This is a genomic window from Desulforegula conservatrix Mb1Pa (assembly GCF_000426225.1).
Taxonomy (GTDB): Bacteria; Desulfobacterota; Desulfobacteria; order Desulfobacterales; family Desulforegulaceae; genus Desulforegula; species Desulforegula conservatrix.
This window is the reverse complement of sequence record NZ_AUEY01000038.1, coordinates 1-12,387: the sequence shown is the minus strand read 5'-3', so window position 1 is coordinate 12,387 and position 12,387 is coordinate 1. Positions and strand designations below refer to the sequence as shown.

At 43.4% G+C, this 12,387-nt stretch carries 13 protein-coding genes; 9 read left to right on the top strand and 4 right to left on the bottom strand.

The annotated features are described in order from the left end of the window. Positions 1-36: 36 nt before the first annotated feature. The 9 genes from K245_RS24465 to K245_RS27745 all read left to right on the top strand — a co-directional run bounded on the left by K245_RS24465 (position 37) and on the right by K245_RS27745 (position 8,826). Positions 37-1,083 (top strand): diguanylate cyclase, encoded by a 1,047-nt coding sequence (locus K245_RS24465; protein WP_051284124.1) that lies wholly within the window; start codon positions 37-39, stop codon positions 1,081-1,083. Positions 1,084-1,494: 411 nt separating this feature from the next. Beyond that, positions 1,495-2,313 carry a PstS family phosphate ABC transporter substrate-binding protein gene (locus tag K245_RS0113390; protein WP_027359670.1) on the top strand — a complete coding sequence of 273 codons (819 nt, stop codon included), beginning with the start codon at positions 1,495-1,497 and terminating at the stop codon, positions 2,311-2,313. Between the two features lie 163 nt (positions 2,314-2,476). Beyond that, positions 2,477-3,370 carry a phosphate ABC transporter permease subunit PstC gene (gene pstC / locus K245_RS0113380; protein ID WP_027359669.1) on the top strand — a complete coding sequence of 298 codons (894 nt, stop codon included), beginning with the start codon at positions 2,477-2,479 and terminating at the stop codon, positions 3,368-3,370. Then, the gene (gene pstA, locus K245_RS0113375) at positions 3,367-4,386 is read left to right on the top strand and encodes a phosphate ABC transporter permease PstA (RefSeq protein WP_084156291.1); all 1,020 of its coding nucleotides are present in this window, start codon (positions 3,367-3,369) and stop codon (positions 4,384-4,386) included. The genes pstC and pstA overlap by 4 nt, the downstream gene beginning before the upstream one ends. 9 nt (positions 4,387-4,395) lie before the next feature. Next, the gene (gene pstB / locus K245_RS0113370) at positions 4,396-5,157 is read left to right on the top strand and encodes a phosphate ABC transporter ATP-binding protein PstB (RefSeq protein WP_027359667.1); all 762 of its coding nucleotides are present in this window, start codon (positions 4,396-4,398) and stop codon (positions 5,155-5,157) included. Between the two features lie 11 nt (positions 5,158-5,168). After that, a complete protein-coding gene (phoU, locus tag K245_RS0113365; protein WP_027359666.1) occupies positions 5,169-5,858 on the top strand; it encodes a phosphate signaling complex protein PhoU in 690 nt (229 codons plus the stop codon). A 74-nt stretch (positions 5,859-5,932) separates the two neighbouring features. Continuing rightward, positions 5,933-6,625 (top strand): response regulator, encoded by a 693-nt coding sequence (locus K245_RS0113360; RefSeq protein WP_027359665.1) that lies wholly within the window; start codon positions 5,933-5,935, stop codon positions 6,623-6,625. Continuing rightward, entirely contained in the window at positions 6,622-8,448 is a 1,827-nt protein-coding gene (locus K245_RS0113355; RefSeq protein ID WP_084156289.1) for a sensor histidine kinase, read from the top strand. Before K245_RS0113360 ends, K245_RS0113355 begins: the two co-directional genes overlap by 4 nt. A gap of 228 nt (positions 8,449-8,676) precedes the next feature. Then, positions 8,677-8,826, top strand: coding sequence for a hypothetical protein (locus K245_RS27745; protein ID WP_156906791.1), 150 nt, complete (start codon positions 8,677-8,679; stop codon positions 8,824-8,826). Between the two features lie 330 nt (positions 8,827-9,156). On the opposite strand, the gene K245_RS0113340 is transcribed toward K245_RS27745, so the two are convergent. From K245_RS0113340 to K245_RS24460, 4 genes are all read right to left on the bottom strand, one after another. Further along, the gene (locus tag K245_RS0113340; protein ID WP_027359663.1) at positions 9,157-9,582 is read right to left on the bottom strand and encodes a hypothetical protein; all 426 of its coding nucleotides are present in this window, start codon (positions 9,580-9,582) and stop codon (positions 9,157-9,159) included. 1 nt (position 9,583) lies between these two features. Beyond that, on the bottom strand, positions 9,584-11,005 hold the full coding sequence (locus K245_RS0113335; RefSeq protein ID WP_027359662.1) for an RHS repeat domain-containing protein: 1,422 nt from the start codon (positions 11,003-11,005) through the stop codon (positions 9,584-9,586). 504 nt (positions 11,006-11,509) lie between these two features. Further along, a complete protein-coding gene (locus K245_RS0113330; RefSeq protein WP_027359661.1) occupies positions 11,510-11,998 on the bottom strand; it encodes a hypothetical protein in 489 nt (162 codons plus the stop codon). A gap of 124 nt (positions 11,999-12,122) precedes the next feature. Beyond that, positions 12,123-12,387, bottom strand: a 265-nt coding sequence (locus K245_RS24460) for an ATP-binding protein (RefSeq protein WP_035277228.1), incomplete at its 5' end; no start/stop codon positions are given.

Here is a 12,387-nt window from a genome sequence, read left to right as displayed (position 1 = left end):
TTCTTTAATTTTTCTAGGGACATATTTAGAAGCTTTATGCAGGATTTGAAGACTCTTATAGAAAGACTCAAAGAGAACGAAATCATTGCGCAGAGATTCCATGAAGTGGAGTCCCGCTTTTTAAGCATCTTGAATTTCAGGGATTTCTTTGAGGTTCTTGTATCTGAAATAGTGGATAAGTTTTCTGTCCCCCATGTCTGGATATCCATAATTGATACCTGCGAAATTTCCAGATTCCTTGACGCAATCAGAAATTCCGAAATCCTCCATGACAGAATTAATGTAGTCAATGAGGATGAATTCGGAAAGATTGCAGGAAAGCTGACAAGGCCGCTTCTTGCCAACAAGAATCTTGACCGTTTTGCAATTCTGGACCCTCCTGATGATTCCGGTTCAATGGCAATTGCTCCTTTGACTCTGGACGGGAAACTGATCGGAACTCTAAATCAGGCAGATATTGCAGACGACAGATTCAGCCCTGGCAAGGATACCAGCCTGCTTGAACGGTTAGCGGTAAAAGTTTCGCTTTGCCTGTCCAATGTGACTGCCCACGAAAAATTGAAATATCTTGCCTATCATGATCCGTTAACGGGTCTTCTTAACCGAAGAGTCATGGAAAATGTCCTGGAGCGTGAGTTCAGCCGGGCCAAACGCTATTTCAGTGTTTTGTCCCTTGTTTTTATTGACCTTGATAATTTTAAACAGGTCAATGACAGGCATGGACATGACATGGGCGATGAACTTCTTAAGCATGTTGCCGGCATCTTTTCAGCCATGACAAGAAGATCCGATGTCGTTGCAAGGTTCGCAGGTGATGAATTTGTGTTTCTGCTTCCTGAGACCCAGGCCCGCCAGGCCGAGGCATTCATGGAGAGAATAGTTGCGAGGCTTCTTGAAACACCTCTTTATGACTCCAATAAGAATCCCGTAAAAGTATCCTTCAGCTATGGCGTCGCATCCAGTGACGAGAAGGATATTGATGATTATAATTTACTCCTCAAAGTTGCTGATGAACGTCTTTTATTTGAGAAAAAAGAAAGAGACTCCATCAATCATATTCTTAAAGTAATAAAAAGCGCATAATCCAGCCTTCATTATAATATATATGTTAGTCTTGTGTTCTTGCTTTCAAGTTACTTGAGCCCTAATACAAATCACATATTTGATTTTTTCTGATTTATTATTGACAAGGTCACAAAAAGTCCGATTACCGTCATTCCAGCGCAGGCCGGAATCCAGGAGCATTTGGAATTACTGGATGCCGGATCAAGCCCGGCATGACGCCGACGCCTTTTTTTGCTTTTTGCGAGACCATTATTATTGGGATAATGCCTGTCTTTTAAGTTGAGAGGCGTGCTTGTTCTTAAATAAAAATACAGCCTCATATTTAATTTATATTGCCCTAACAAAATCCTAATAATCTGATTCTAATTTACACCCACGTCTGAAGGACGCTTAAACTTTATCTGGTTTTTAAATATTAAGGAGAAGATAATGAAAAAGAGAAATTCGTTAATGGCCGCGGTTTTTTCCGTGATGTTTCTTTGTGTCTCAGGCACAGCAATGGCCGGCAATATTGACATAAAAGGCTCCACAACAGTTCTTCCAATAGCCCAGAAAGCAGCAGAAGCTTATATGAAAGGCAACCCCAATGCCAAGATTACTGTTTCAGGCGGCGGTTCCGGCAACGGGATAAAGGCTATAATAGACGGAACAACAGATATAGGCAACGCTTCCCGCTTCATAAAGGACAAGGAAGCCCAGCTTGCAATGGAAAAGGGCGTATATCCTGTTCCTTTCAGAGTGGCCCTTGACTGCATTGTTCCGATTGTCAGCCCTAAGAACAAAATTACAAATCTTACTTCTGCCCAACTCAAGGATATCTATACAGGCAAAATTACAAACTGGAAGGAAGTTGGCGGCGAAGACAAGGAAATAGTGGTTGTTTCAAGGGATACATCATCAGGCACTTTCGAGGCGTGGAAAGAAATGGTCATGAAGGATGAGAAGGTTGTCCAGAGCGCGCTCACAGTTCCTTCAAGCGGAGCCATTGTTCAAACCATAGCAAAGACAGACACTGCGATTGCATACGTTGGTTTCGGCTACCTTACAAAGGAAGTAAAGGCTCTTTCAGTAAACGGCATATCAGGCAGCATTGAAACCACCCTCAGCGGAGCATACCCAATCTGCCGTCCTCTTTTCATGTTCACCAAGGGATGGCCTGAAGGAGAAACCCTTGACTTCATCAACTTCGTGACTTCCAAAAAAGGCCAGGAACTTGTGAAGGAAGCCGGTTTTATTCCGATGTACTAAAATATTTGATTAAAAGGCATCCTCCGGAAACAATGGCGGATGCCAATTTTTTCAGGATTTTTTTTGATGTTGACAAAGCTCTTGAATAAAATGCCGAAATCATTATCAGGCAAACAGCCAGGGCAGACCCAGCTCAGACACAACTTAAGCGGAGAGCCAAAATATGACTGCTAAACGAGAAAAAACCGAAGTCCTGGTAAAATATACATTTTTTTTAATAGCGCTTTTTTCAGTTTTGGTTCTTGGACTTATAGTCCTTTTCCTTTTCATGGAAGGTATTCCTATTTTTTCCAAGGTTTCGGTATATGATTTTGTATTCGGAACAAAATGGTATCCTACTGATGAACCCCCTGATTTTGGAATTTTCCCTCTTATTGTGGCATCGTTCTGCGTCACTTTTCTTTCCGCAGTGGTATCCATTCCCCTTGGTGTAATGACGGCTGTCTACATATCAGAAATTGCCTCAAAACGTGTGGCGGAAATTGTCAAACCAGTTGTGGAGCTTCTTGCGTCGCTGCCGTCCGTTGTTATCGGATTTTTTGGTATGGTCATAGCAGGGCCGTTCATTCAGGAAGTATTTAATGTTCCTGTGGGTGTGAATCTTTTCAATGCCTCCCTGATGCTCGCGTTCATGTCCATTCCCACAATCTGCACTATTTCCGAAGATGCCATAAGAAGCGTGCCTGTCTCCATGAGGGAGGCTTCGCTTGCGCTCGGTGCAACAAGGCTTGAAACAATTCTCAAAGTTGTTTTCCCTGCCTCTCTGTCAGGAATAAGCACTGCCGTTATTCTTGGTATGTCCAGGGCGATTGGCGAGACAATGGTTGTTCTAATGGTGGCCGGAGGCGCGGCCATGATTCCCAAATCCATATTTTCACCTGTTAGGCCGCTTCCAGCAAGTATAGCAGCTGAAATGGCAGAGGCTCCATTCAGGGGGGATCATTACCACGCGCTTTTTGCAACAGGCATTGTTCTTTTCATATTCACGCTTCTGTTCAACATACTTGCTGATTTCGTGGCTTCAAAATACAAGCAGACAGGAGAAGCATCTCTATGATTTCACGGAAAAAAAATGTCATAAATACATCCCTATTAAAAAAGACGGAATCAGACAGCAGCGAATTCATACTGGAAACGGCTTCCAGGCATCATTCCGAATTCAGGCGAAGCTCGTCAGATACTGAATTGACAAATATTATAAGATCAACTCTCGGAAAAAACAAAGGCATCAGGCAAAAAACCGAAATCCTTGTTTTCTCTCTCTTCAGGGGAGCGGCATTTATAAATGGTATCGCACTTTGCGCGGTTGTGTATTTTCTTGTTTCAAAAGGAGCAGGAATAATATCCATTGAGTTTCTCACCCAGAACCCAATGGATTCAATGACCAAGGGAGGGATTCTTCCGTGCATCATAGGTACGGCATGCCTGTCAATTGGGTCTGTCATTTTTGCACTTCCCATAGGAGTCGCTTCCGCCGTGTATCTGAATGAGTACGCAAGGCCCGGTCTGGTTGTGCGAATGATCAGGTTGGGAATAAACAATCTTGCAGGCGTGCCTTCTGTCGTATTCGGCCTTTTCGGGCTGGCCTTCTTTTGTATAATGCTGAAAATGGGCGTTAGCATGCTCGCCGGAGCCTTGACCCTCGGAGTAATGTCACTCCCCGTAATAATAGGTTCGACGGAAGAAGCCCTGAAATCAGTCCCAGACACTTACAGGGAGGCATCTCTTGGTCTTGGAGCCACAAAATGGCAGACCATTCACAGGGTTGTCCTGCCTGCTGCCATGCCAGGAATTCTTACCGGCGTAATTCTTGCCATAAGCCGTGCCGCAGGCGAAACAGCCCCGATAATGTTCACTGGCGCCGTGTTTTTCACGCCTGATCTTCCTGATTCAATTTTTGATAAGGTTATGGCTCTGCCTTACCATATTTACGTTCTTGCAACCGACAGCGCAAACATAGAGGCCACCAGACCGATTCAGTTCGGAACATCGCTTGTGCTGGTGTCTTTGGTGCTCGGAATGAATCTTTTTGTTATTCTTTACAGATCAAGACTCAGAAGCAAACTGAAGTAAAGGTATCTTATGGAAAAAAACGTCAAAATGTCCGCTAATGGCCTTAATTTCTTTTACGCTGATTTTCAGGCACTGAGCGATATAAATCTGAATTTTTACGAAAATGAGGTCAGCGCCCTTATTGGCCCTTCAGGCTGCGGAAAAAGCACTTTTCTGAGATGCCTCAACAGGATGAATGATCTTATTCCGATATCGAGGGTCGAGGGTGAAATTATCCTTGATGGCACCGATATTTATAAGTCCTCGCTCGATGTGGTTCATTTGAGGAGAAGGGTCGGGATGGTTTTTCAGAAACCGAATCCTTTTCCAAAGACAATATTTGAAAATGTCGCCTACGGGCTCAGAATAAACGGAATCAAGGACAAAAATATAATCGCGAGTCAGGTTGAAAAAAGCCTTCGCCACGCGGCTCTGTGGGATGAAGTCAAAGACAGGCTTCACAGCTCGGCACTTGGAATGTCCGGCGGCCAGCAGCAGAGGCTTTGTATAGCAAGGGCCCTTGCCGTCGAGCCGGAGATTCTTCTCATGGATGAACCTGCTTCAGCACTTGATCCGATTGCAACCCAGAAAATTGAAGAGCTGATTCATCAGCTCAAGCAGGATTACACAATAATTATAGTCACTCATAATATGCAGCAGGCGGCCCGCGTTTCTGATGTGACGGCGTTTTTTTATATGGGACGTTTAATAGAGTGCGGTGATACTGATACAATATTTACAAAACCAGCCAACAAACAGACTGAAGCCTATATCACAGGCAGATTCGGATAACCGGAGGATTAATGACGAGATACTTGAATAAAGAACTGGATAAACTCAAGAAACAGCTTCTGACCCTTGGGACAATGGTTGAAGAACGTTACTGGCTGGCTGTTTCCGCGATAAATACCCTGGATATAGAGCTTGCTGAAAAAGTCATCAGCGCGGACGAGGAAATTGATGAGCATGAAGTAGAAATTGAGGAAGAAGCCCTAAAGATCATAGCCCTTTACCAGCCAGTCGCTGTGGATCTTCGTTTCATAGTTGCAATAATAAAGATCAATAATGATCTGGAGAGAATAGCAGACGAAGCTGTCAATGTCTGCAAGAGGGTTGTGAGCGTTGCAAAGGCTGCTCCTCTCAAGACTGATTATGATTACAAGGATATGTCGGAAAAAGCTGGCGAGATGCTTAAAAAATGTCTGGATTCATTTGTGAATTTAGACACTGATTTAGCCACTTCTGTAAGAATGATGGACGGTGATGTGGACAGAATGAAGAATGGTTTCTACGACATTATAAAATCAGCGATCAGGCAAAATCCTGATCGTGTGGGACCCTTTATAAATCTGCTCCTGATTTCAAGACATCTGGAAAGAATAGCCGACCATTCGACAAACATAGCCGAAGAAGTAATTCATATGGTCGAGGGCGTAATTGTCCGTCATGGCGTAAATTATTTTAACCGTAATGGCAGTGACCCCAATAAATAACATCGAGGCGAATGGCTTTTTAGCAGGGCCAGAGGCTTTTGTGAACATACTGGCATATAGCTGGAGATGATTGGATGAAAAACAGAATTCTTGCTGTCGATGATGAAGAAGACATTGTCGAGCTGGTCAGATACAATCTTGAAAGGGAGGGATATGAAACTCTTTCCGCTTTCTCAGGAAAAGAAGCCCTTGAAATAATATCCAAAAAAAGGCCTGATCTAATTGTTCTTGACCTTATGCTTCCTGATCTTGACGGTCTTGAGATAACAAGAAGGCTGAAGAGGGATGAGGAACTGAAGGATATCCCCATAGTAATGCTCACGGCCAAGGGCGAAGAGGCTGATGTTGTCGTGGGGCTTGAACTCGGAGCTGACGACTACATAGTCAAGCCATTCAGTCCGAGGATTCTTGTTGCAAGGGTGAGATCCGTTCTCAGAAGGCGTGAATCAGGCACCCTTGCTGATATCAGGTCTGAAAGCATCAGAATCCACGATATAGAAATCCATATGGGCAGACATCAGGTCTATCTGGCCGGGGATCCTATAGACCTGACCTTTTCTGAATTTGAAATACTTGCCTTTCTTTCCAGACGGCCTGGCTGGGTGTTCACAAGATCACAGATCGTTGATGCCATCCGTGGCGACAATTATCCTGTTACTGAAAGAAGCGTGGATGTTCAGGTTGTGGGTTTGAGACGAAAGCTTGGGGTTCAGGGCGATTATATCGAGACTGTTCGCGGTGTCGGTTACAGGTTCAAGGAGTTATGATGCAAAAAAAGTCTTTTTTATGGCAGCTTTTTTTCAGAACCTTTCTGATTGCAGCGATTACACTTACAGCTGTGGGCATTTTCTCGTCCTTGTCAGTCAGATCAATGTCAAGGATCCAGGCAGGCGCAGGGATGATTGAGCAGGCAAAGATGCTTAAACCATATATATCGGGAGCAATTTCCTCTGGTTCTGATCTGTCCGCGATATGTGCCGGCGTTCAGGAATCAGGCACATATCTGACGGTTGTAACCACTGATGGAACAGTTTTATGCGATAATCTTGGCGAACAGCTTGTTATGGGGCGGGGCTTTTCGGAACAGCCCGAGATTAACTCCGCCCTGAGACTCAAAGAAGGCGTCTCAATCAGGCTAAGCCCTCTTCTTAAAAGAGACCTGATTTACGTGGCCCTGCCTCTAAACGATGCAGGCGTAATCAAGGCTCTCATAAGGCTGGCAAAACCGGCTGATACAATAAGGGACTGGTATTTCAGGTCTAACGCAGGCATTGGCATTTTCGTCTTCTTTGCCGTTCTTGTTTCAGGGCTTATTTCCTGGTTTACTCTTAAGCGTATGGTCACTCCGATTGAAGAACTCACAAAAGGAGCCATGGCCATCGCCAGCGGAGATCTCACAAACAGGCTATATATACCGTCTATTCAGGAAATGGAAACCCTGGCCGAATCCATGAATGAGATGGCCACCCAGCTCAATGAAAGAATCAGGATGGTTTCAAGCCAGAGAAACGAACTTGAGGCTGTTCTTGCGAGCATGGTTGAAGGAGTCATTGCCATAGATCTTGATGAGTGCGTGATCAGCATAAACCATTCGGCAGAGCAGATCATCGGAGTGCCCCATGACAATGTCAAAGGCAAAAAAATCCATGAGCTTACGAGAAATATTTCACTCCTGAAATATGTTGATGCGGCCATTGCCTCTGATGCGAGAAAAGAAGAGGACATCATCCTGACAAGGGAGGGCAGACGAATCCTGAATGCCAGAAGCTCCCCGCTGATGGGAATCAATAATGAAAGAATAGGCACTCTTTTTGTTTTTAATGATGTAACCAAGCTAAGACGTCTGGAAAATATGCGAAGAGATTTTGCGGCCAATGTTTCCCACGAAATCAAGACGCCGCTTACATCCATAAAGGGTTTTGTGGAAACCCTTCATAACTGTATGGAAGAAGATCCTGGCAGGGTCGGACATTTTCTTGAAATAATAGAAAAAAACATAAACCGGCTGATGCTGATAATTGATGATCTTTTGAAACTCTCGAAAATAGAGAATGAGAATGATCAGAATCTGATTAAATTCATGCCTGGGAAAATATCGGACATTCTATCCAGCGTCAATACATTCTGTTCCCAGAAAGCAGCAGCTAAAGACATTTCTGTGGAGATTGTCTGCCCAGAAGCACTCATTGCAGAAATGGATGCCAGTCTCATGGAACAGGCTGTTCAGAATATCGTCGATAATGCCATTGAATACAGCAACCAGGGCTCCTCCATCGTCATTAACGCTTCAGTAAAAGATGAGGTCGCAAAAATTTCTATAAAGGATAGTGGCATAGGCATACCTTATTCTCATCTTGACCGTATTTTCGAAAGATTCTACAGAGTTGACAAGGGGAGGAGTAGAAAAGCCGGGGGAACAGGCCTGGGGCTTGCCATAGTCAAGCATATAATGCAGGCACACGGAGGAGGCGTTGACGTGAAAAGCAAGCCTGGAATCGGCAGCACATTTACCCTTACTTTTCCGGCCTCAAGAAAAGTGACAAAGCACGACGCTTTTATTCCGCATCCGGGAAGTGTATCTAAAATATGAAGTTTAAATTTAAGTTCGTATGCGGCCTGACGGGTCGTAGCCGTAGGAAACCATAAAGAATATAAACGACTCCCATGTTCCGAATTGGGAGTATTCAAAGTTCTGTGTCACATTTTTGATTTCCAAAGCGTCAGAAAGATGAGAGTAAGCAGAAGTCAGCTCCGAGAATGGGCCAAAGTGTAGCTCGTCGGAGGAGCTGACGACGCAGCCAACACAGGTAGCGTTTGAATGCGAAATGGAATCAGACGTTTTTTTGCGATGAAGGTTAAGACCATGCCTTTGGCCACAGTCATGTTGATGTCAGCATCATATGCATGGGTTTCAGGATTTGCTCCGCCTGTGATTGACTCATACTGGTTCAGGCTGTTGGCGGTGTAGCTAAAATTATTTGCAGCCTCGCTTGCGGATTTTCTGTTTCCGATCGGGTCATAATTATAAGCCCTGCTTCGGTCAGAAAGAGGATTGTTCTTGTTTGCCAGATCCTCGCCATAGAAGGAATTTGAGGCCGTGACCTCGCTTCTGTCGTTGTATCCGCAGATGTTGAAATTTGAATATGTGAATGCAGGGCCAGTGTTCTTGACCGACTTTCATCCTCAAGGCTCCTTCTCCGACAGCTTCGGGGGAGAAGGTCGGGATGAGGGGGCGTTTGTTGCAAACCTACATTTCTTCATTGACAATTATTCAGTAAGATTCCCTCAGGATTCATTATTACTCACAATTTGAAGGAGGGCCATAAATATAATTGTTATTTTGTATATCGATTACTTTTTGACCCTCATCCAGTATGATATGAACACTCGATACATGTGCATCATCTTCAACAACGCCAGAATCTACACTAAACTGCATTACATTAGCGGGAATAAAGGCATCATTATCTGGCTCACCTAAAAACTTAACAACTTCTTCTCTTTTCATACCAACATTTACAAATCTCAAGTTATCTTGAACAAATTCCCATCTTTTCTTCATTTCGGACTTCTTGTTTTTGTACATTTCATAATACCCTGGAGGTGCATCCTTAGGGATGAAAACATCTGTATTATTTCTTTTTTTATCTATACTTTGGCAAGCGCAAAGAAAAAAAACCACGCCAGCAATTATTGAAACATTTTTAACATAGCCCATTGACATCTTACAGTTCTCCTTCAAACGTAGTCCATACAGAAGCAAAATAATAATCACTCTTGTCCATCCAATAAACTTTACGATTTGGCCCGACTAAACGACCCCAATAAATTTTAGGTCCATTATCTTGAGAAAAAGTCGTAGAAATTTCTTCTTTTGTACCAATAGCCTTAGCGCCAGTACGCAAAATTTTAGAGGCAAAATCCGAAGCTACGCCCCGAGAACTGCATCCAGAAAATCTTGCTGTCGCATCTCTTGTAAACCAGCACCTCACAGGCCCTTTACGTTGACGCGCCCTATCAAATGTTGGTTTTTCATCCAAAGCAAGTAATGCACTTATCTCAAACCTACTTTTAATCCCACCGATATGTCCACTAACGCCACCATGCCCAGCTAAAACAAAAGATTCAATAGGAGTTGATCCTTCTCTTGATATACTTTTTATCTTCATACCCACTTTGTCACCTTGAAGAATAATAGCATTTGGATAAATCAATTTATAGGATCCGCCATTACCAGCTAAAACATCATCAGCAATAACTTCAAGTTTTGTCGTATTGAAAGCTGGCACAGCCAAGTTACTAGCATCGTATCGATCGCATGCTTTAATATTTGGATAATTATTGTTCTTTGTGCCATCTTCAGGCCAAAGGCATTTCCAATTCTCCATCACTCCGCCATACTCAGCTTTACCTGCAAGAGATGGCAAATTATCTTTTTCCTCAGCTATCCAAATATGGCTTAATTCATCCGCTCTTTTCCATAGACCTAAATAATCAAAATCACTGACAGAATTATTATCAACCAATGAGTAGAGATTAATGCCCCCGATTTCCCCCATCGGATCTCGATTGATCCACCGTCCAAGATCAACATCATAATATCTGAACCCGTAATAATAGAACCCCGTCTCTGCATCCAGATACTTGGTGCTGAAGCGGTATGGATTTTCGGAAGCCATCGGGCCTTCGCTGAATATGGTCTTGCCGAATGGATCATATTCGTATCTTGCGGCAATTGTTCCATCTGTTGATTTGACCATCTGCCCAACATTGCCATTGGCGTCAAAGGAGTAGAGATATTCGTTTCCTGATTTTACAGACGCTATCAACCCGCCGACGCCTCCAGCTCCCTGCATGGATTGGGAGAGGTCGAGGCCCCAGACGTAATAGACAGGGACTTCCGGTGAAGAATCGGATGATTTTTCTGATTCTTTGACCATGTTCCAGCCGTCGTAGACGAAGGAGATATCCTTCTGTTTCTGCCACGAGCCAGAGAAATATGTGAAAAGAGTCTTTTGGGCGCGTCTGCCCATGTAATCGTAGATGTAGGTTGACTTGACGCTGCCTTGCTGGGGATTCTGGGGAGAAGCTTCTACAAGGCGGTTTTCCGCGTCATAGGAATAAATCATGCCTTGAGCTACCGTCATGTTGCCGTCGAGATCATAGGCTGGGGTTTCTGGATTTGCTCCGCCTGAGATGGACTCATACTGGTTCAGGCTGTTTGCTGTGTAGGCAAAATTGTTTGCAGCCTCTGTTGCCGTCTTCCTGTGTCCGATAGGATCATAATTATAAGCGCGGCTGCGGTCAGAAAGAGGATTGTTTTTGTTCGCCAGATCCTCGCCTGTGAAGGAATTTGTGGCCGTAACCTCGCTTCTGTCGTTGTATCCGTAGATATTGAAATTTGCATTTGTGAATGCTGGGCCAGTGTTCTTGATTGACTATCGTCCTCAAGGCTCCTTCTCCATCGCTTCGGGGGAGAAGGTTGGGATGAGGGGGCGGTTATTACAAATTTACATTCTTCATTGACAATAATTCGGTATGCTGTCTCCTGAATTCCCACGTCTGCATGGATGGCAGGTTTTTCTTTTAGATGACAACCATCTTATCTACGCCGCTTATCATGGATATCCCCGGAGATCATAGCGAGGCCGCTATTCTATTTTTTTCAAGTAATTAGGGTCATAAGTAACGAGTATAGGATAGCTTGTTGGTTGAGGGCCATAGTTTAATCTGTTTGAAATAAAATTAACGAGCACTTCCATTCCTTTATTCTCACCATTCATGATTTCTGCATACACCCATAAATAATTTGCTGATGGTGTTTTTTCGTTAATTAATTTAGTAATTCTAATAATTACCCCGACATCGACTATGTTGATTATATGGGGCCAAGCTTTTCTATTATTGGTATATGTTTCAAAACTAACATTCGCACCGACATGATCAGAAGGAGCTAACGCATAATTTGTATATTTTGCTAAATATACTTTGCTTACTAACAAATATTTTTCACCAGGTTTATATCCTTGTCCCGAAAGATATTCTGAATTTCGTGTTACATCTTTAACACTTGAACATGAAATGATTAAAATACACAATAAAACCCAAAGACATTTATGAGCTAAATTATTTATCTGCAAAATATTTACTCCATATTCTTTCTTAAATAATCTATGTACTTTAGTGCATCATGAGCATCTATGATCAACGACAATTATTTTTCCGTGTCAGCGACAGTTATAATTCCCGATCCAGTTTCCTAATTTAAGGCGCATTTTCCTCACTTTTTTCCTCGTTAATTTTCTGTTTTGACTTTTCCAGCCTGTAGCTTGGCAAGTTAAGTTCAAGAATGATGCTATGATGTACAAGTCTGTCAATGGCAGCGGCGGTAGTCATGGGATCCTTGAAAATCTGCTCCCATTTGGAAAAGGGAAGATTACTTGTGAGCATGACAGATCCACGTTCGTATCGATCTGCGAGCAGGGTAAAAAGCACCTCCATTTCTACGCGGCTTTGTTGAACATATCCG

What these genes read in the sequence shown, in the direction of transcription:
- K245_RS0113355 (WP_084156289.1), top strand. Translation starts at nt 6,622, where the DNA reads ATGATGCAAAAAAAGTCTTTTTTATGGCAGCTTTTTTTCAGAACCTTT.
- phoU (WP_027359666.1), top strand. Translation starts at nt 5,169, where the DNA reads ATGACGAGATACTTGAATAAAGAACTGGATAAACTCAAGAAACAGCTT.
- K245_RS27745 (WP_156906791.1), top strand. Translation starts at nt 8,677, where the DNA reads ATGCGAAATGGAATCAGACGTTTTTTTGCGATGAAGGTTAAGACCATG.
- K245_RS0113335 (WP_027359662.1), bottom strand. Translation starts at nt 11,005, where the DNA reads ATGACGGTAGCTCAAGGCATGATTTATTCCTATGACGCGGAAAACCGC.
- K245_RS0113340 (WP_027359663.1), bottom strand. Translation starts at nt 9,582, where the DNA reads ATGTCAATGGGCTATGTTAAAAATGTTTCAATAATTGCTGGCGTGGTT.
- pstC (WP_027359669.1), top strand. Translation starts at nt 2,477, where the DNA reads ATGACTGCTAAACGAGAAAAAACCGAAGTCCTGGTAAAATATACATTT.
- pstA (WP_084156291.1), top strand. Translation starts at nt 3,367, where the DNA reads ATGATTTCACGGAAAAAAAATGTCATAAATACATCCCTATTAAAAAAG.
- K245_RS24465 (WP_051284124.1), top strand. Translation starts at nt 37, where the DNA reads ATGCAGGATTTGAAGACTCTTATAGAAAGACTCAAAGAGAACGAAATC.
- K245_RS0113360 (WP_027359665.1), top strand. Translation starts at nt 5,933, where the DNA reads ATGAAAAACAGAATTCTTGCTGTCGATGATGAAGAAGACATTGTCGAG.
- K245_RS0113390 (WP_027359670.1), top strand. Translation starts at nt 1,495, where the DNA reads ATGAAAAAGAGAAATTCGTTAATGGCCGCGGTTTTTTCCGTGATGTTT.
- pstB (WP_027359667.1), top strand. Translation starts at nt 4,396, where the DNA reads ATGGAAAAAAACGTCAAAATGTCCGCTAATGGCCTTAATTTCTTTTAC.